Source organism: Pusillimonas sp. DMV24BSW_D (assembly GCF_011388195.1).
Lineage (GTDB): Bacteria > Pseudomonadota > Gammaproteobacteria > Burkholderiales > Burkholderiaceae_B > Neopusillimonas > Neopusillimonas aestuarii.
Genome location: NZ_CP049990.1, coordinates 3,045,779 through 3,064,888, shown reverse-complemented (window position 1 = coordinate 3,064,888; position 19,110 = coordinate 3,045,779). Strand labels below are relative to the sequence as shown.

Genomic DNA, 19,110 nt, shown 5'->3' with positions numbered 1-19,110 from the left:
GTAAGCTGGATCGCCGCACAGCCGCCCTCCATTGCGCACACCCATATTTTATTACATAAATTATCACATAGACACAAAAGAGTGAAGTCGCTGCGACCTAAACAGTGCTGAGCACAGATCAAAGCTGAAACAGTTAACCCGGCCAAGAGAGCCTGTGATAAGTGCTGAGCCGGAATCTAGGTTTTACTCTCTGCGAGCACTGAACAATTGGACTGCCGAGAGAATTAAACGCACTTCTGGCCTATGATTGGACTGACCAGCGAATTGCATTACTGAAGGATTCCATACAAAGATGGAGATGCTTTCGCGCAGAGCGTATGGGTTCAGGAATTTTGAGAATTACCGCCTGCGCGTCTTAGCTCAGTGCGGTTGGAACGGCGTGATTAACCGTGTTTGATGAGTGCCTATCCCCCTTTTACGGGGTAGAGCCCAAGAGTCGATACTGACAATGGTGCCCGGGGCCGGAATCGAACCGGCACGCCTTGCGGCGGGGGATTTTGAGTCCCCTGCGTCTACCAATTTCACCACCCGGGCATATTCGAAGTGGGTCGGTATCAAGAATACATACCGTGGCAAGAAAGGCAAAATTATACGTGTTCTGCGAAAACTTTGCACGCACCCCACCCACACCCCCATTTCCCCCTATTGAATTTCCCCCAACCACCCCCATTTACACTCCCATGCGATGGCGGCCTCGCGTGTAGTAGCGTGCGCCTTTTTCAACTAACTAACCAAATGTGGCAAAAAATGACGCAAACGGATTCGAATACTGCGCCTTCTGAAACCCTGGGCTTTCAGGCTGAAGTAAAACAGTTGCTTCACCTGATGATTCACTCCCTGTACAGCAACAAGGAAATTTTCCTGCGCGAGCTGGTCTCGAACGCGTCCGACGCCTGCGACAAGCTGCGTTTTCAGGCAATCGACAACCCTGAACTGATGCAGGGTGATGCCGATTTGCGTATTCGCGTGGAGTACGACGCCGACAAGCGCACGGTCACCATTTCCGACAACGGTATTGGCCTGTCGCGCGAAGATGCGGTGCAGAACCTGGGCACCATTGCCCGTTCAGGCACGAAAGAGTTTTTCGCTCAGTTAACGGGCGACAAGCAGAAAGACGCCAACCTTATTGGTCAGTTCGGGGTGGGTTTTTATTCTTCCTTTATTGTGGCCGACAAGGTGTCGGTGCTGAGCCGCCGGGCCGATGCGTCCGAAACCGAGGCGGTGCTATGGGAATCCGACGGCCAGGGCGAGTTTTCCGTCACCCAGGTGGAAAAGGCCGATCGCGGTACGTCGGTGACCCTGCATTTGCGTGAAGAGGAAGACGAGTTCCTAAGCGGTTGGAAGTTGCGCGAAATTCTGCGCCGTTATTCCGACCACATTTCTTTGCCGATTCAAATGCTCAAGGAAGAGTGGAGCGAAGAAAAGTCGGCCCAGGTGAAAACCACGGAATGGGAAACGGTGAATCAGGCCAATGCGTTGTGGACGCGCGCCAAGAATGAGATTACCGATGAGCAGTACAAAGAGTTCTACAAGCACGTGTCGCACGATTTTGAAGACCCGCTGGCCTGGACACACAACCGGGTGGAAGGGCGCAGCGAGTACACGCAGTTGCTGTTCGTGCCCAAGCGTGCGCCGTTCGACCTGTGGGACCGCGATGGCCGTCGGGGTGTGAAGCTGTATGTGAAGCGCGTGTTCATTATGGACGACGCCGATCAGCTTTTGCCCACCTACCTGCGCTTTGTGCGCGGGGTTATCGATTCGGCCGATTTACCGCTGAATGTGTCGCGTGAAATTCTGCAGGAAAGCCGCGATGTGCGTTCCATTCGCGAAGGGTCAACCAAGCGCATTCTGATGCTGCTGGAAGACATGGCTGAAAACAAGCCCGACGATTACAAAGTGTTCTGGGAGCAGTTCGGCCAGGTGCTGAAGGAAGGCGTGGGTGAAGACGTGGCAAATCAGGAACGCATTGCCAAGTTGCTGCGTTTTGCGTCCACGCACGACAACTCTGCCAACCAAACCGTGTCGCTGGCCGATTACGTGTCGCGCATGAAGGAAGGGCAAGACAAAATCTACTATGTCACGGCTGAGTCGCATGCAGCGGCGTCGAATAGCCCGCACCTGGAGATTTTCCGCAAGAAGGGTATCGAGGTCCTCTTGATGTCCGACCGGGTCGACGAGTGGATGTTGTCTTTCCTGCGTGAGTTCGACGGCAAGTCGCTGGTGTCCATTGCCAAGGGCGGGTTAGACCTTGAGCAGTTGGCCGATGAAGACGAGAAAAAGCGCCAAGAGGAAGTGGCCGAGCAAAGCAAGCCGTTGATCGAGCGTTTGCAAAAGGCGCTGGACGGCAAGGTGAAGGAAGTGCGTGCCACGGCGCGTTTGGTGGATTCACCGGCGTGCGTGGTGGTGGACTCCAACGAGTTAAGCCCGCATATTCTGCGCATGTTGCAGGCGGCCGGCCAGGAAGCGCCTGAAGTGAAGCCGATTCTGGAAATCAACCCCGAGCATCCGTTGCTGGGTCGGGTGAAAGATGCGTCGGATGACGACTTCGGTGATTGGGCGCAGGTGCTGCTGGATCAGGCCATGCTGGCTGAAGGCGCCCATTTGAAAGATGCCGCCGGTTTTGTAAAGCGGTTGAATGCGTTGCTGCTGAAAGGCTGATTCAGCTGTTTCAGACCTGGGGCAATTGGCGTAAAAGCCATTGCCCTTCCCGTGCATAGCGGCGCCATTTAAAAGCAGACCCCGGGTCGGTTTTCCGGCCTGGGGCAATGTGTTCGTGGCCGCGTACCGCCTTTAGGGTGTGGCGTGCACGTATCACCTGGGTAAGCCGTTTCAGGGCGTAATATTGTTCGTCGGTGTAGGGCTGGGTGTCGGTGCCTTCCAGTTCAATGCCAATGGAAAAGTCATTGCACTTTTCGCGGCCGTTGAACGATGACACCCCCGCATGCCAGGCCCGGTGCCGGGTTGAAACGAACTGGGTAATGGTGCCTTCGCGGTCAATCAGGAAGTGGGCCGATACCTTCAGGCTGCGGACATTTTCGAACCAGGGGTGATCGTTAAAATTGAGCTGGTTCAGGAAAAAATCCACAATGTGTTTTTTGCCGAACTGACCCGGCGGCAGGCTAATGTTATGTAGCACCAGCAAGGTGGGGTCAACCCCTGCGGGGCGCTTGTCGTAGTTGGGCGAAGGGCGGCATTGCACTTGCCCATGGGGTTTCAGCCAGCCGTGTCGGTCTAGCATGAGTCCCATCATTGGCGTACTCCCAGCTTGGCGTGTTCCGGGCTGCACCATGTTTTTCCATCAGACAGCACCGCTTCCGAACGGGGCATGTGAATGCCGCAGTGGGCGCAGCGCACCATGGCTTCGGGTTCGTCGGCCCCAAGCGATTGCTTTTCTTTGGCCGCTTTGCCCGCCTGGCTTTTGGGCGCCTGCCTGGGCGCGTTTTGCCGTTCGTTGTGGCGGGCAATCAGGCGCACCGCCACCAACCCGGCCAAAATAACAAGAATCCAGAATATCAGCTTACCCAATTCATCCTCTTTGCAAAATAACGTCAATTACGAAGCGGCTGCCCGTGTAGGAAAGCACCACAAAAGCAAACCCGGCCAGTGTCCAACGCAGGGCCTGGCGGCCGCGCCAGCCGCGCGCGTAGCGGCCGATTAGCAAGACCGCGAAAGTGAGCCACGACAAGACGGTGAAAATGGTTTTGTGATCAAACGGAACCAGGACACCCAACAAGCTTAGCGACACCATCGAGCCGGTAATGAGTGTGAGCGTGAGTGCGATGAAACTGATCCAGATCAGGCGAAACAGCAATCTTTCCTGAACCAGTAAAGGCGGCATGCAATCAAGCGCGTGGGCCACCAACGAGCTTTTTTCAACCTGTTCCACGGGGCGGTGCAAATAACCATGCAACATGGCCATTAGAATGGCTTGCAGGGCAGCCACAGTTACCAGCCCATATGCCATCAGGGCAATGAGCAGGTGAACGCGCAAGAGCTCGCTGCTGGCGTGGGCCACCAGGTGGCCCCAAGGGTAAATAGCCGCCAGAACCGTGGCAATGACACTGGCCGGGAGTAAAATAAGCAGGAGTCCATCAATATTGATGACAAAGCTTTCCAGCCAGAATATCAACATACCAAGCCAAATGGCGGCCGACAGTGCCAGGGCCCAGCCCAGGTAAAGGCCGTTGGGCGGCAGTACGGTTTGGTACAGGGCGGCGCCGTGAAGCGCCAGGGCGCCTAATAAGCCGGCCCGGCCGGCCATGCCCATTTTCAGTGTGTTCTGGCCTTTGGCAAGCGAGCGCCACAGCCCCAGGGCCAACAGTGCGTAGGCCAGGGCGGCCAATGAGTGCAATACAATGCCTTCAGACATACTTCCCGCAATAATGGATTAAGGTGTAAGGCATAATGCCTTATTCGGTCATGAATGTTGTACTTAGTCATTTTAGACGGTATCACCAGATACTAAACCAGTTTTAACGAAATCATTGTCATGCTAGAAAATCTTACGCAACGGTTGTCCCGTGTTGTGAAAACCATGAAGGGCGAGGCGCGGCTTACCGAAGCCAACACCCAGGATATGCTGCGTGAAGTGCGCATGGCCCTTTTAGAGGCCGATGTGTCCTTGCCCGTGGTGCGCGATTTCATTGCCCGGGTCAAGGAACAAGCCCTGGGTACCGAGGTGGCCGACAGCCTGAATCCGGGTCAAGCCTTGGTAGGGGTGGTTCATAAAGAACTCACCGCGCTCATGGGGGGCGATCAGGAAGAGCATGCCAATGAGCTCTCGCTGGCCACGCAGCCCCCGGCCATTATTCTTATGGCGGGCCTGCAGGGTTCCGGTAAAACCACCACCACGGCGAAATTGTCGAAGTGGCTGCATGAAGGCGGGCATACTGCCAAGGGTCGTAAAACCGGCAAGAAGAAAGTGCTGGTGGTCAGTGCCGACGTTTATCGTCCGGCCGCTATCGACCAGTTGAAAACGGTTGCCGCGCAGGCCGGGGTTGATTTCTTCCCTTCCAGCGGCGATCAAAAACCCGAAGACATTGCCCGCGCCGCGCTGGATCACGCCAAGCGTCATCACTATGAAGTGCTTATCGTCGATACGGCCGGGCGCCTGGGTATCGATGAAGACATGATGCGCGAGATTCGCGCACTGCACGATTTGCTGCAACCCATTGAAACCTTGTTCGTGGTTGATGCCATGCAAGGGCAAGATGCCGTAAACGTGGCCAAGGCTTTTGGCGAGACATTGCCGCTTACGGGTGTGGTCCTCACCAAGCTCGACGGCGATGCCCGCGGGGGTGCGGCGTTATCGGTACGCCACGTTACCGGTAAGCCCTTGAAGTTTGTCGGGGTGTCGGAAAAGCTTGATGGCCTGGAGCCGTTTCATCCCGAGCGGATGGCGCAGCGCGTGCTGGGCATGGGCGATATTGTTTCGCTGGTTGAGCAGGCGCAGAAGAATATTGATGTAGCCGAAGCGCAGAAACTGGCCGGCAAACTTAAATCGGGCAGCAAGTTCGATTTGAATGATTTTCGCGACCAACTTCAGCAAGTGAAGAAAATGGGCAGCATGACGTCCATGCTGGAAAAGTTGCCGGCCCAGTTCGCCTCGGCCGCCAGCCAGTTGCAAGGCGGGCAGGCGGAAAAGCAAATGCGCCGAACCGAAGGCATCTTGAATTCCATGACGCCGCAAGAGCGGTCCAAGCCTGAATTGTTGAAAGCGTCGCGCAAGCGCCGGATTGCGGCCGGCTCGGGCGTGTCGGTTCAGGAAGTGAATCGTCTGCTGTCGCAGTTCGACCAAATGCAAGGCATGATGAAGCAAATGAAAAAAGGCGGCATGAGCAAAATGATGCGCGCCATGGGCGGTATGAAAGGTATGGGCCGTGGCGGCGGTGGCGGGGGCTTTCCGTTCCGTTAAGCGTCAGCCGCCACCTACTGCCACAACAATTTCAATTTCATCGCCATCGGCCAGCGCCTCTTGGGCGTGCTGGCTTTTGGGCACAATTTCACCATTGCGCTCAACCGCAATGCGCTTGCCTTCCCAGCCCATATGGCGAATCAGGTCGGCGACAGTTTGTACATTATTCAGTGGCGTTGGTTCGCCGTTCAAAGTGATCTTCATAAGTGTTTAATTGCGTATTTACTTGCGCGTAAAAATTAAATCCCACACACCGTGGCCCAGTTTCAGCCCCCGGTTTTCAAACTTGGTTAGCGGGCGGTAGTCGGGCCGCGGCGCATACGCTTGGGCTGTGTTCTGCAGCGTCGGTTCGGCCGATAACACCTCCAGCATTTGTTCGGCGTAATGTTCCCAGTCGGTGGCGCAATGCAGGTAGGCGCCGGGCTTCAGGCGCGAAGCCAATAGAGCAATGAAGGGCGGCTGAATCAGGCGTCGCTTATGGTGCCGTTTCTTTGGCCAGGGGTCGGGAAAGTAAATATGCACGCCATCCAGTGTATCGGGTGCAATCATGTCGCGCAGCACTTCAACGGCGTCGTGCTGAATAATGCGAATATTCTGAATCTGCTGTTCGTCGATGCGTTTGAGCAACGAACCAACACCGGCGTTAAACACCTCAACACCCAGAAAGTTTTCGTCGGGTCGCGACTGGGCAATTTTGGCTGTGGTTTCCCCCATGCCAAAACCGATTTCCAGAATCGTGGGGGCGTGCCGGTTGAAGGCTGCGTCCAGGTTTAAAAGCTGGGCCTGGTAAGGGATGCCCCATATAGGCAGCAGCCGATCAGCCGCATCTTGCTGGCTGGGCGTAATGTGGCTGCGGCGATGCACGAAACTGCGAATATGCGGGTACTGGGCCGCATTGTTTGCGCTGTTTTTCGAGTCGTCCGCAGCGCTGGAAAGGGGGCGTTCTGTAGTCATGGGCGCCATTATAATGAAGGCGCTATAATTGCGGGCGCTGCGGGTGTAGCTCAATGGTAGAGCAGAAGCTTCCCAAGCTTAAGACGAGGGTTCGATTCCCTTCACCCGCTCCACGATGGCCTAGCGCTCGGGTGCTTTAAGTTCCACGTGCTTTTCCAGCAACCCCAGGGAAGCGAGCGTAATCCACGTTAGAATGGTCGCCAGAAAGGCAAGCCCTAAAAGACCCAAACCGATCGCCACACCGATCGAGGCTGTCATCCAAATGCCGGCTGCTGTGGTCAAACCTTTAATTTCCTGCGTAGCGCTTAACTTCAGAATCGCGCCGGCGCCGATAAAACCGATGCCGGTCGTAATTCCCTGAATCACCCTCGAGATTCCATCAGAAGACATGTCGCTTCGGGTCGCGGCAAGTACGAACAGCGTTGTGCCCAAGGCAACAAGGATATGCGTGCGCAGTCCTGCCGCTTTTCCCGTGCGTTCGCGCTGAAAGCCGACAATGGCGCCCACCAACATGGCGGCCAGCAATCGGATAACCGCATGCGCCCATTGCGTTGAATCAGGAAGGCCTGCAGTCAACTCGTTCCAAAGGATGTCACCCATGCGTGTTCTCCAAGTTCGAAGTAGGCCGTTTCTTGCTTTTGTTCAGCGCTCCAACGCAACGACGCTTTCAAATGTGTCGTTACGAAAAAGCGGCAGCAGGCAGCTCTATTACAGCCCGCCCATGGCCATATATTTAATTTCCAGGTATTCCTCCAGGCCATAGTGCGAGCCCTCCCGCCCCATGCCGGAATTCTTGATGCCGCCAAACGGTGCCACTTCAGTGGAAATAGAGCCGGTGTTCATGCCGACCATGCCGTACTCCAACGCTTCACCTACGCGCCATACGCGGCCAATATCGCGCGCATAGAAATAGGCGGCCAGGCCGTATTCTGTGTTGTTGGCCATCGCAATGGCTTCGTCTTCGGTGTCGAATTTGAATAGCGCCGATACCGGCCCGAAAATTTCCTGCTGGGCAATATCCATGTCGGGCGTCATGTGGGTTAGCACCGTAGGTTGGAACCACAATCCGTCTTTTTCCAGACGTTCGCCGCCTGTTGTAATGGTGGCGCCTTTGCTCTTGGCATCGCTAATCAGGCGTTCCACTTTTTCCACCGCGGCCGGGTTAATCAGCGGCCCTTGCACAACATCTTCTTCCAACCCGTTGCCTACACGCAGCTTGGCGGTTTCGGCGGCCAGCTTTTGGGCAAATTCGTCGTAAACGCCGGCCTGCACAATAAAGCGGTTGGTACAGACGCAGGTTTGGCCGGTGTTGCGGTATTTCGAGGCAATGGCCCCAGCCACGGCGGCGTCGATGTCGGCGTCGTCGAACACAATGAAAGGCGCGTTGCCACCCAGCTCAAGCGAGAGCTTCTTCAACGTGGGGGCGCATTGTTCCATGAGCAGTTTGCCTACGGGGGTGGATCCGGTGAACGACAGCTTTCGCACGGTGGGGTTGCTGCAAAGTTCCTGGCCAATCACTTTTGGATCGCCCGTCACAATATTGAAGACGCCGGCTGGAATGCCCGCCTGTTCAGCCAGTTCAGCCAGGGCCAGGGCCGACAGCGGCGTGAGTTCTGCGGGTTTCAACACCATTGTGCAGCCGGCAGCCAATGCCGGCGCAGCTTTGCGGGTAATCATGGCGCAGGGGAAGTTCCACGGCGTAATGGCGGCGCATACGCCCACGGGTTGTTTAATGACCACGAAGCGTTTGTCGGCCACGGGGGTGGGAATGACTTCACCATAGGCACGTTTGCCTTCTTCGGCAAACCATTCAATGAACGATGCGCCGTAAACAATTTCCCCGGTAGCTTCTTTTAAGGGCTTGCCCTGTTCCAGCGTCATTAACCGGCCCAGGTCGTCTTTGTGTTTTAACAGCAGTTCGAACCAGCGCCGCAAAATAGCCGCACGTTCGGCGGCGGTTTTGGCGCGCCAGGCGGGCAGGGCACGCTCAGCAGCCTCAATGGCGCGTCGGGTTTCAGCTTGCCCGGCATAGGGAACCTGCGCAATAACCTGGCCATTGGCCGGGTTGGTGACGTCCAGCGTCTTACCGCTGTCGGCATCCCACCATTGGCCGTCTATGTAACATTGTTGTCGCACCAGTGTTCGATCGTTCAGTTTGAAATCAAAATCAACAGGCATGGCGGACTCCTTGCGTTAGGGGATAGGGTTAATGTTCGGGTGCATCGCGGCGTGCTTGCATTTTCTTTTGAACACGCTCGGGGTCGTTCACGTCGACCGGGTCGAAATGGGTCATGACTTCCAGCACGTCTTCATTCTCCATTACGCGTTCACGTGCGCGAACGGCAATGTCGTGCCCTTGGGCAATGGTCAGGCGGCTGTCCATTTCAATATCAACCTCAACCCAAATCATGTCACCCATTTTGCGCGTTTTCAAATCGTGCAGGCCTTCGACCCCAGGCGTCGACAACAATAGATTACGAATGCGGATTTCGGTTTCTTTGTCGACCGCTTTGTCGAGCAGGTCGCTGAAGGAGGTATAGAAGAATTTCCAGCCCATGCGCCCAATCATTAACGCCACGATGAGTGCCGCAATAGGGTCGGCCAGCGGAAAGCCGGCCACGCTGGCGCCCACGCCCAACAGCACGACCAGTGACGAGGCGGCGTCGGAGCGCGCGTGCCAGGCGTTGGCAATCAGCATGCTCGACTTCACCCGTTGGCCCACGCGCAGCAAATAGCGGAACAAGCCCTCTTTGGCAACCAGTGTGATGGCCGCGGCAACCACGGCGGCATAATGTACCGGCGCAATGATGCTGGGGTCTTGCAGTTTGTTAATGCCGGCCCAAAGCATGCCGGCAGCCACCGCCAACAGCAATACGCCCAACGCCAGCGAGGCGGCTGTTTCAAAACGCAAATGGCCGTAATGGTGGTCGGCGTCGGGTGCTTTCTGGCTGTGCTTGTTGGCAACCAGCACCACAAAATCAGACAGCAGGTCTGAGAGCGAGTGGATGGAGTCGGCAATTAAGGCCTGCGAGTTCGCCAGCACGCCGACAATAACTTGGGCAATACTCAAGAACAGGTTCACCGCCACGCTCACCCAAGTGCTGAAACGCCCTTCGGTAAACCGCGTGGTGCCGATTGTGCGCTCGTAGCGCGCCTGTCTTGATTTGTCCATTTAGCTTATACGCATGCCGGGCTGCGCACCGGGGAAGGGCTCCAGAATATAAATGCCGGGGTGTTGTTTTTCATTGGCGTGGCTGGCCGCCAATACCATGCCTTCCGACACGCCGAACCGCATTTTGCGCGGTGCCAAGTTGGCCACCACGACAGTCAGTTTTCCTGCCAGGTCTTCCGGCTTGTACATGGATTTAATACCGGAAAAGATCTGCCGTTCGCGGCCTTCGCCCAAATCGACCATTAAGCGCAACAACTTGTCGGACCCTTCTACCGCATCGCAGGAAACAATCTTGCCGATGCGTAAATCCACTTTGGCGAAGTCTTTAATGTCGATCGTATCGGCAATGGCTTCGCCGCCGGGGGTCGGGGCTTCTTCAACCGATGGCTCGAACAGGGCATCTAGCATTTTCGGGTCGACCCGCTGCATAAGGTGTTTGAATGGGTTGATGCGTGTGGGCAGTGCCGAGGCATCGGCCCATTGGTAGTGCTGCCCATTATTGAAAAGCTCTTGTGCCACGCGCGCGGTAAGCTCGGGCAGTATAGGGCTGAGCATCACGGAAAGCGCCTTGAACCCAGCCAGTGCGCGCGAGCAAATATCTTGCAATTGTGCTTTCTGTTCGGCTGACGCGTCGGCAATGCCTTTGGCCATCACCCACGGTTGGGCGGTATCGAATGCCTGATTGATGCGGTCGGCATAGGCCATGACTTGGCGAATGGCACGCCCATATTCACGGGCTTCCAGATCGCTTTGAACCGCTTCGGTCACGCTGTTGATTTCATCTTTTAACGCTTGCGTATCGCCTGTGTAAGCCAGTTCGCCGTTAAAGTGCTTACTGATGAAGTTGGCGGCCCGGCTGGCGATATTCACATACTTGCCGACCAAATCACTGTTGACCCGGGCGATGAAGTCATCCGGGTTGAAATCCAGGTCTTCCACGCGCGCGTTCAATTTGGCGGCAATGTAGTAACGCAGCCATTCGGCATTCATGCCGATTTCCAGGTACCGCAAGGGCGAGATACCTGTACCCCGGCTTTTCGACATTTTTTCGCCGCTAACGGTAATGAAGCCGTGTACATGCAGAAGGTCGGGTGTTTTGCGGCCCGCGAATTTCAGCATGGCGGGCCAGAACAAAGCATGGAAGTACACAATGTCTTTGCCGATGAAGTGCACTTGTTCGGTGGTGCCGTTCGGGTCGAGCAAAGCGTTGAAGTCAATGCCCTGTTCTGCGCAGTAGGCTTTTAATGACGCCAGGTAGCCAATAGGGGCGTCGAGCCACACATAAAAGTATTTACCGGGCGCATCGGGAATTTCAATACCGAAATAGGGGGCGTCGCGGGAAATGTCCCAGTCGGCCAGGTTGGCTTGCGCATCGGCTTCGCCATTGCCCAGCCATTCGCGCGTTTTGCCCAGAATTTCACTTTGCAGGTGTTTCTGGCCCTGTGCGTTGGAGCCGGTTGTCCATTCCTGCAGGAACTTTACGCAGCGCTCATCGGACAGATTGAAGAAGTAGTGTTCGGAACTTCTCATGACCGGCGTGGCGCGGGTAATGGTGGAGTAGGGGTTAACCAGCTCGGTCGGCGTGTAGACTGCGCCGCATACTTCACAGGAGTCGCCGTATTGGTCGGCTGCGCCGCACTTGGGACACTCGCCTTTTACATACCGGTCGGGCAGGAACATGCCTTTCACCGGGTCGTAGAACTGTTCTACCGTGCGCGTGCTAATAAGGCCTTCGGCTTTCAAAGCTTTATAAATGCCTTGCGAAAGTGCAACGTTTTCAGGGGTGTCGGTGGAGTGCCAGTGGTCGAACTTAATGTGAAAGCCGTTCAGATACTGAGGGCGCTCACTGGCATAGCGGTTTACCAGGGCCTGTGGCGAAATGCCTTCCGATTCGGCCTTGAGCATGATCGGTGCGCCGTGAGCGTCGTCGGCACCCACAAAATGCACGGTGTGGCCGGCCATGCGCATGGTTCGAACCCAGATATCGGCCTGGATATATTCCATGATATGGCCGATGTGAAATGAACCGTTGGCGTAAGGAAGGGCGGTGGTAACGAAAAGGGTGCGCGGCATGTTTGGGCAAAACGTTAATATTGGTAACAAAAAACAGCGAGCCAAAAGGATCGCTGGTGGGCGCTTCAAGCGCCCGCTTGCCCTCTATTGTAATGAATCGCCCGCTGCTTTTTCGGGGAAAGCCGCTGTGTTAAGGAATTTCGCGCATTTCGACGTCGACAACGTCTTTCTTGTTGTAGCGCGGTGCGCCGCCTGTGTTGCGGCTTTCGGCGCGCGGTCGGCGGCGCTCTTCCCAATAGGCGCGAACGCCGAAGGGGCGACCACGTACCTTTGCAACAATGTACAGTACGCCTACGGCAATGGCGGTGGACACCATGAATATGAAAGCCATGGCCATGCCGAAAATGGCAAGCACGAAGAACAACAGGCCGCGAAGAATTTGATTAAATGTATTCATATGAGCAAGTATGACAGCATTACAGCTAAAAGTTCCGTAACCCCGGTAGTGAACTGAATCCGCTATCCTTCAGGTTTGGAAGTAAATAAACGACAAGCAAGGCAGATATATGAGTATGTCCCCCGATGAGATCCGCACGATTTTGTCTGATGTAATCGACCCTAACACAAACAAAAAGTTGGCCGCAAACATGAAGCACAGTGTCATTCATGTGAATGACACTTCGGTTAGTCTTACTTTAGCGCTGGGTTACCCGATTCACAATGGGTTAAATGCAATAAAGCAACCAATTGAAACCGCTCTTGGCGCTCATGGCCTTTCGTTGGGGCAGTTCGAGTGCGTGTTGCGTGTGGAAACCCACGCGGTTCAGCGCGGTTTGAAGCCCCTGCCGAATGTGCGCAACATTATTGCCGTGGCCTCCGGAAAAGGGGGGGTAGGCAAAAGCACTACGTCAGTGAACCTGGCGCTGGCGCTAAAAAGCCAGGGTGCCCGTGTGGGTTTGCTCGATGCCGACATTTACGGCCCAAGTGTGCCCATGATGCTGGGCTTGTCGGGCAAACCCGAAAGTCGCGACAACAAAACCATGGAGCCTCTGGTTGGACATGGTATTGAAGCGAACTCCATTGGTTTTTTAATTGATCCCGATTCAGCGGCCATTTGGCGCGGGCCCATGGTAAGTCAGGCGTTGGAACAGTTGCTGCGCCAAACCAATTGGGGCGATCTGGATTACTTAATTATCGACATGCCGCCGGGAACCGGCGATATTGCCTTGACGCTTTCCCAGAAAGTGCCGCTTGCCGGCGCGGTCATCGTGACCACGCCGCAAGATCTGGCGTTGGCCGATGCCCGCAAGGGTCTGCATATGTTCCGTAAAGTTGAAGTGCCGGTGTTGGGCGTGGTCGAGAATATGTCGATGCATGTCTGCTCTAATTGCGGTCATGCCGAACCCATTTTCGGCGTTCATGGCGGGCGCGATATGGCGGCCGAATTCAATTTGCCTTGGCTTGGCACCTTGCCGCTAGCCATGGCGATTCGTGAACAAACCGATTCCGGGCATCCTACAGTGCAGGCCGATCCGCAAAGCGAGGCGGCTGCCATGTACCAAACGATTGCAAACGGTGTTGCCATTCAGGTTGCAAAGTTGCCGCGTGATATGGCCGGCAAAATGCCGCCGGTGGTTGTGAAGCCATAAGGCATTTGAATGCGATTGCGTGCACTTGCGTTCGTGTTGGCGTTATCACTGCAACCGGTTTTGGCGGCGGAGCCGCCCGACGTTGTCATCGACCCGGGCGGTGTGCCTCCCGAGGCCTTGCAGGCCATTACCGGGGCAGTTGATGCCATTACGCGTCTGGCCGAAGACCAGGACGGCGGCGAAGTCACGCGTTTAAGACGTCGGGCGCGTGATGCTACTGTTTCCGCCCTGGAAACGCAGGGGTATTTTTCGTCCAAGGTCGATTTGTTGGTGGGGCAGGATACCTTGGGTGAAACGTGGGATATCACCATCGAGCCTGGGCCGCGTACCGACGTTCGTTCCGTAGATATTGGTTTTCGCGGCAAAATTGCCGAACCCGAATTTACCGGAAGGGTTAATACCTTAAAAGAAGATTGGCCGTTGGATGAAGGCATGCCTTTCATCAACGAGCAATGGAGCCAGGCGAAAACGGCGTTGCTCGATGAGGTTAGCCGCAAAGATTTTCTGCTGGCGCGCATTGCGCATTCACAAGCGACGGTCGAGGCGGTTGAGGCCAAAGCCGATCTTAAGGTGCAGGTCGATAGCGGGCCGCGGGTGCGAATGGGTAAATTGCGGCTTATCGGCCTGAAGCGTGTGCCGGAATCATTAATTGAGCGTTACGTGCAATACACGCGGGGCGAGCCGTACGACCAAGACCGTCTGGATGAGTGGCAACAAGCGTTGCAAACCACGGCATTTTTTCGCGGTGCGTTTGTTGTGATGGACAGTCGCGAACAGTCGCGCGAAACGCTTGATAACGGCGATGTTGAAATGCCGCTTGTTGTGCGGGTCACCGAGGCGCCGGCCCGACGTTACGGTGCATCGCTGGGGGTGGATAGCGATAACGGCGTGCGTGCCGAGGCCCTGTATCGCCAGAATGTCGTGTTTGGCTTGCCTGTGTGGATTGAAACCGGGGTCGGGGTGGATAAAAACCGGCAACGGTTTTTCTTCGATGTGCACTTGCCCCCCTCTGCCAGCGGTTATCGCGACAGTTTCGGCGTGCTGGCAAGCCATTCCGATATTGAAGGCCTGGATACCACACGCTATGGCCTGGGGTGGCGGCGCAATCAGTCGCGCAAGGCCGCCGGTGACAGTCGGGTTGAGTACGAAACCCAATGGAGTATGTTGGTGGCGCATGACCGCACCCGAATTGAAGGCGCCGAGGGGTATGACGTGCCCACGTTGGTTGGTGGTTGGCAATGGTTGCGACGCGACGTAAACGATAAATATGATCCTCGCGAGGGCAATCTGGTTGAACTGGATTTGGGCGCCGGTGTCACATTGGATAAACACGAGCCTTTTTATCGCACGGGTTTACGGGCGCAACAATGGTGGCCGATCGGCAAGCGCGATGTGCTGACGTTCCGCGCCGAGGTGGGTAAGGTCTGGTCGCAGACCGATCGCCTGCCGGAAGATTTCGGGTTTCGCACCGGCGGCGCGCGTACCATTCGCGGGTATCGCTATAACAGTATTGGTCTGCCACGCGGCGACGCCATTATCGGGGCGCCCGCACTGGCGGTGGCCAGCATTGAATATATGCATTATTTCAACGACCTGTTCGGCATGAGTGCCTTTTTCGACGCGGGCGATGCCACGACGTCGTTTCGTGATATGGACATGCATTACGGCTACGGCATTGGCGCGCTCTTGCGCACACCTGCGGGTCCGTTCATGATAGACCTGGCTTACGGCCAGAAAGATCGCCGTCTGAGGCTGCATTTTTCTCTGGGTGTTGCATTTTGAGATTTATTCTACGGTTCTTGCGTAGTGTCCTTATCTGGCTCGGCCCGGCTTTGGTGCTGTTGCTCATGGTCGTTGCGGGTTTTGGGTTTTGGGTGGTGAAATCGGAACCGGGCACCCGTTGGGCGCTTGGGCTGGGCGTGGGGTTGGTTGGTGGGCAGGTTGAGCGTGTGGATGGCAGCTTATGGGACGGTTTGGAGGTCGGTCATCTGGTGCTAAACACGCCCGCAGCCAAGGTTGAGATTCACGATTTGGCCCTTAGCGTTGATTGGCCGGATCTTCGGCACCGTCGCTTACATGCAAGCAATCTGTCGGTGGGTGAGCTGGCGTTGAATATTCTGGAGTCAGACGAGCCGCCGTCTGAAGCGCCGTTCTCAATGCCCGCATTGCCGGTTACTGTAGCGCTCGACCGCTTTTTCCTGGGTAAGCTGAACGTATCGTTGAATGACGAGCCGGTTTTGCTCGACGTGCGCAACCTTGAGGCGTCATTGGCCGTCTCGAAAGAAGATGCGCAATTGGTGTTCCGTAAGTTGGAATTTGGGCGCCAGGATATCGAGGCCAGTGTGCAGGGGGAGTTTCATTTATTGGCGCTTGCCGACCCCTGGCCGTTCCGGGTTTGGGTTGAAACCGATGCAAAAAGTAAAGAGCCTGACTCTTTGCTGTGTGCCCGGCGTTTTCTACCCGATTTACCCCTGGTTTCCACCGACGCTGAATCAGCCAACACTGATTCAGCCGCCGGCTCAAATTCTGAGTCTGCTACGGAGCTGGATGCGGTCAGCACGTTCTGCGCTGTTGATTTGCGCGCGCAAGCCGAGGGATCCATGCATGCCGCCAAAATAACGCTGCAAGGTGAAGGTCAAGACCTGCAGCTACAAGCGGAGGCGCAATTGCATCCGCAACAAGCGTTTCCTTTGCATTCGGCAAATTGGTCGCTGGTTTTGGGTGATGGGTCTTCCCTTAAGGGGGACGTTAACTGGGCGGGTAATGATCAGGGTGGGGTCAATCCGAATCATTTGATTGGGCAAGTGGCATTGCAGCGTTTGAATCTGGGTATGGTTTTGCCGGAGGCGCTCCCGCAGGCCAGTTTAACGGCCACGTTGGATTTCGACGTACAACTGCGCAATGCAGCCATGCTTGAGACGGCTGCAGTTAAATTGGCGATTGACCCCAGTTCGTCCTGGAACGGGCAGCCGCTGGACGGGCGCCTGGATTTTCGTGCAGTGAATAACGATCGTGCTCAGGCGTGGGTGCCGGCGCCGGAGTTTGTTGAAATTCAGAATCTGGATTTGGCTTTGCGTTTGGGGGCGAATCAGGTGAGCGCAAAAGGAGGGCTGGGTTTTCAGCTGAGCGCACTTGAATTTAATTTGGATGCCCCTCGTCTGGCCGATTTCTGGCCCGATCTTGAAGGCAGTGCGGCGTTAAGTGCCGGCCTGGACGGCAACATGGCGGACCATCAACTGAAGTTGCAAGGCCGTTATGATGCCGGGGCGCAAGGAGGTGACGTGCTGGGCGACGCGCCCATTACAGTGCAAACTGAACTGCAAGGGGGGTGGAAAGCCAGCGAACAGAATCCGGGCCAAGGTGTTTGGGCGGGCCGGTTGGCAAGCCTGGGTATTGAGCATGCCGGAATCAATATCGCAACCCAGCGCCCGATGGCATTAAACGTGGCGCCTGAGGCGCAATCGCCCGATTATCTTTTAACGCTGGGCGATACCGCCATTGATGTGGCTTTGCCGTCGCGCAACAGTGTGGTCATTGAGCACCGGCAAACCCGTTTTTCACCTGGGCGGTGGCGCACACAAGGTGAAATTGAACGTTTAACACTATCCCGACGCCTTATTGATGAGGTCATGAATTTGGTCGGTGAGCAACTGCCGGAAGATGCACCCGGGCAAGAGCGGGGGCGGGTGATTGTCGATGTGGATGACCGCAATGACATGGTGGATATGACTTACGGCCTGAGTTGGGATTTGGGGTTCGAGGGTGCTTTGTCGGGTAAAGCGCAGGTTCGCCGCCTTGGCGGCGACATGATTGTTCCCGGTGATCCGCCGTTTCCGCTGGGTTTGCGCACGCTTGAGGCCGATTTAACTGCAACACCCACCTCAAACGGTGCAAGTCGTATCGACGTTGATCTGAATATTGAAACCCAGAGCATGGGGCAGGCCCAGGTTCAGGTTGAAACACTCTTACGTACGACGCCCGACGGTGGGTTCGTTTATAACCCTGACGACGGCACCACCGTGCGGGTTCAGGCGGCGATGCAGAATATTGGTTGGCTTAGCTTGTTTGTTGGCGATGCCACAGAAATTGGTGGTGCTTTGCAGGCTGATCTGACGGCACGCAGCCGCCCCGGTGGCGAGTGGGCGATGCAGGGCCAGGTGCAGGGTACCAATATCCGATTTATTCGTATCGATGATGGCGTGCGTCTGGTTGAAGGGACACTGGACGGGCATTTCGAGGGCGACCGCTTTGTACTCGACCGGCTCGAATTCCCTGCTGTGCGGCGCGCTGTTCCAAAGGAATGGCGGACCGAAACCTGGACACGCGAAAACCCCGATGCCCAAGGTGGAAAACTGACCTTGTCAGGCTATTGGGACGTGTCGGATTCCGCTGGTAAAGTGGCGGTTGATTTGTACCGCTACCCCATTTTGCAGCGCTCCGACCGGTTTGCCATGGTGACGGGCAAGCTGGATATCGATATGCCGTCGCCGGCCTTGAGTATCAACGGGGAACTCAACGTGGATGCGGGTTGGATTGATTTGGACATGTTAAGCAGTGTGCCCACGCTGGATGGTGACGTTGTTGTGATTCGGCCCGGGCAAAAGCAGGAGGAATCCTCGCCACTCGATATTACGTTGAATATTCTGATCGACCTGGGCCCACGTTTTTATATAACCGGTTATGGTGTTGACTCGGGTCTCGTTGGAGAGTTGCGTATTGTGATGGCGCCTCAGGGGCGCCCCATGGCTTATGGCGTTTTGCGTACCCGTGGGGGGGCAATCGAGGCGTATGGCCAGCGCCTGCAATTGAGACGCGGAACAATTACTTTCCAGGGTCCAATTGCCAGTCCCGTATTGAATATTGAGGCCTTACGAACGGGCGTGGCTGTTGAGGCAGGGGTTCGGGTTTCCGGTACCGCGCGCAAGCCGCAAATTAATCTTATTTCTTATCCCGACGTTGCCGATGTGCAGAAGCTTTCCTGGTTGTTGCTCGGACGCGGTCCGGATGATTCGGGTGGTGATGCGGCGCTGCTGTTCTCGGTGGGGACGTCGTTTCTTGGCGACGGCGAGCCGTTCTACAAGAAATTCGGCCTGGATGAAGTCAGCATGCGTTCGGGTGAATTGGGTAGCGTAGGGAGTATTCTGCCGGCGGAAACCGTGGTGCGTGGTCTCGATAGCGGCGCCAGTGATATTGAGCGGCAGTTCGTTGTGGCGGCCAAGCATTTGTCCAGCGGCTTTACGTTAAGTCTGGAACAGGCGTTATCGGATACGGGAACCGTAGGCCGGGTAAGTTACCAATTGGCGCGGGGCCTTTCGGCACAGTTAAGTGCAGGAACGGTAAGCGGCCTGGCATTGGTCTGGCGTGCTTTTTCGCGCGATTAACCGGGTTGTACTATAAAATAGACCCCC

At 55.9% G+C, this 19,110-nt stretch carries 15 protein-coding genes, 2 tRNA genes and 1 pseudogene; 7 read left to right on the top strand and 11 right to left on the bottom strand.

What is annotated here, in order from left to right; translation table 11 throughout:
- Positions 1-262: 262 nt before the first annotated feature.
- Positions 263-397: pseudogene (locus G9Q38_RS15400) on the top strand (transposase); the annotation flags it as partial.
- A gap of 52 nt (positions 398-449) precedes the next feature.
- Here the strand turns inward: G9Q38_RS15400 and G9Q38_RS14665 are convergent.
- A tRNA-Leu gene (locus tag G9Q38_RS14665) sits at positions 450-534 on the bottom strand.
- Between the two features lie 213 nt (positions 535-747).
- Here G9Q38_RS14665 and htpG point away from each other — a divergent pair.
- Positions 748-2,658, top strand: a complete 1,911-nt coding sequence (gene htpG / locus G9Q38_RS14660; RefSeq protein ID WP_166132174.1) for a molecular chaperone HtpG — start codon at positions 748-750, stop codon at positions 2,656-2,658.
- 10 nt (positions 2,659-2,668) lie between these two features.
- Here the strand turns inward: htpG and ampD are convergent, their stop codons facing one another.
- From ampD to G9Q38_RS14645, 3 genes are read right to left on the bottom strand one after another with little or no spacing between them, the layout of a single operon-like run.
- Entirely contained in the window at positions 2,669-3,250 is a 582-nt protein-coding gene (ampD, locus tag G9Q38_RS14655) for a 1,6-anhydro-N-acetylmuramyl-L-alanine amidase AmpD (protein ID WP_205962309.1), read from the bottom strand.
- On the bottom strand, positions 3,247-3,525 hold the full coding sequence (locus G9Q38_RS14650) for a PP0621 family protein (protein ID WP_114421484.1): 279 nt from the start codon (positions 3,523-3,525) through the stop codon (positions 3,247-3,249). The genes ampD and G9Q38_RS14650 overlap by 4 nt, the downstream gene beginning before the upstream one ends.
- A gap of 1 nt (position 3,526) precedes the next feature.
- Positions 3,527-4,369 (bottom strand): cytochrome C assembly family protein, encoded by an 843-nt coding sequence (locus G9Q38_RS14645; protein WP_166132173.1) that lies wholly within the window; start codon positions 4,367-4,369, stop codon positions 3,527-3,529.
- 120 nt (positions 4,370-4,489) lie between these two features.
- Between G9Q38_RS14645 and ffh the strand changes: the two genes are divergently transcribed.
- Positions 4,490-5,914 (top strand): signal recognition particle protein, encoded by a 1,425-nt coding sequence (gene ffh, locus G9Q38_RS14640; protein WP_114421486.1) that lies wholly within the window; start codon positions 4,490-4,492, stop codon positions 5,912-5,914.
- 3 nt (positions 5,915-5,917) lie between these two features.
- Here the strand turns inward: ffh and thiS are convergent, their stop codons facing one another.
- On the bottom strand, positions 5,918-6,118 hold the full coding sequence (gene thiS, locus G9Q38_RS14635; protein ID WP_114421487.1) for a sulfur carrier protein ThiS: 201 nt from the start codon (positions 6,116-6,118) through the stop codon (positions 5,918-5,920).
- An 18-nt stretch (positions 6,119-6,136) separates the two neighbouring features.
- Positions 6,137-6,868, bottom strand: a complete 732-nt coding sequence (gene trmB, locus G9Q38_RS14630) for a tRNA (guanosine(46)-N7)-methyltransferase TrmB (RefSeq protein ID WP_228276150.1) — start codon at positions 6,866-6,868, stop codon at positions 6,137-6,139.
- Between the two features lie 39 nt (positions 6,869-6,907).
- On the opposite strand from trmB, the gene G9Q38_RS14625 reads away from it, so the two are divergent.
- Positions 6,908-6,981, top strand: a tRNA-Gly gene (locus G9Q38_RS14625).
- Positions 6,982-6,988: 7 nt separating this feature from the next.
- On the opposite strand, the gene G9Q38_RS14620 is transcribed toward G9Q38_RS14625, so the two are convergent.
- The 5 genes from G9Q38_RS14620 to G9Q38_RS14600 all read right to left on the bottom strand — a co-directional run bounded on the left by G9Q38_RS14620 (position 6,989) and on the right by G9Q38_RS14600 (position 12,510).
- Complete coding sequence (locus G9Q38_RS14620) at positions 6,989-7,468, bottom strand: MgtC/SapB family protein (protein WP_166132171.1); 480 nt, start codon at positions 7,466-7,468, stop codon at positions 6,989-6,991.
- A gap of 108 nt (positions 7,469-7,576) precedes the next feature.
- Complete coding sequence (locus G9Q38_RS14615) at positions 7,577-9,046, bottom strand: NAD-dependent succinate-semialdehyde dehydrogenase (protein ID WP_166132170.1); 1,470 nt, start codon at positions 9,044-9,046, stop codon at positions 7,577-7,579.
- A 28-nt stretch (positions 9,047-9,074) separates the two neighbouring features.
- Positions 9,075-10,040: a cation diffusion facilitator family transporter gene (locus tag G9Q38_RS14610; protein WP_166132169.1), complete on the bottom strand. Its 966-nt coding sequence runs from the start codon at positions 10,038-10,040 to the stop codon at positions 9,075-9,077.
- Positions 10,041-12,113 carry a methionine--tRNA ligase gene (gene metG, locus G9Q38_RS14605; RefSeq protein WP_166132168.1) on the bottom strand — a complete coding sequence of 691 codons (2,073 nt, stop codon included), beginning with the start codon at positions 12,111-12,113 and terminating at the stop codon, positions 10,041-10,043.
- 130 nt (positions 12,114-12,243) lie between these two features.
- Positions 12,244-12,510, bottom strand: a complete 267-nt coding sequence (locus G9Q38_RS14600; protein WP_119442998.1) for a hypothetical protein — start codon at positions 12,508-12,510, stop codon at positions 12,244-12,246.
- Positions 12,511-12,619: 109 nt separating this feature from the next.
- Here G9Q38_RS14600 and apbC point away from each other — a divergent pair, with 109 nt between their 5' ends.
- From apbC to G9Q38_RS14585, 3 genes are read left to right on the top strand one after another with little or no spacing between them, the layout of a single operon-like run.
- The gene (apbC, locus tag G9Q38_RS14595) at positions 12,620-13,702 is read left to right on the top strand and encodes an iron-sulfur cluster carrier protein ApbC (RefSeq protein ID WP_166132167.1); all 1,083 of its coding nucleotides are present in this window, start codon (positions 12,620-12,622) and stop codon (positions 13,700-13,702) included.
- Positions 13,703-13,711: 9 nt separating this feature from the next.
- The gene (locus G9Q38_RS14590; protein ID WP_166132166.1) at positions 13,712-15,484 is read left to right on the top strand and encodes an autotransporter assembly complex protein TamA; all 1,773 of its coding nucleotides are present in this window, start codon (positions 13,712-13,714) and stop codon (positions 15,482-15,484) included.
- The gene (locus G9Q38_RS14585; RefSeq protein WP_228276149.1) at positions 15,481-19,083 is read left to right on the top strand and encodes a translocation/assembly module TamB domain-containing protein; all 3,603 of its coding nucleotides are present in this window, start codon (positions 15,481-15,483) and stop codon (positions 19,081-19,083) included. The genes G9Q38_RS14590 and G9Q38_RS14585 overlap by 4 nt, the downstream gene beginning before the upstream one ends.
- The last annotated feature ends 27 nt before the right edge of the window (positions 19,084-19,110 follow it).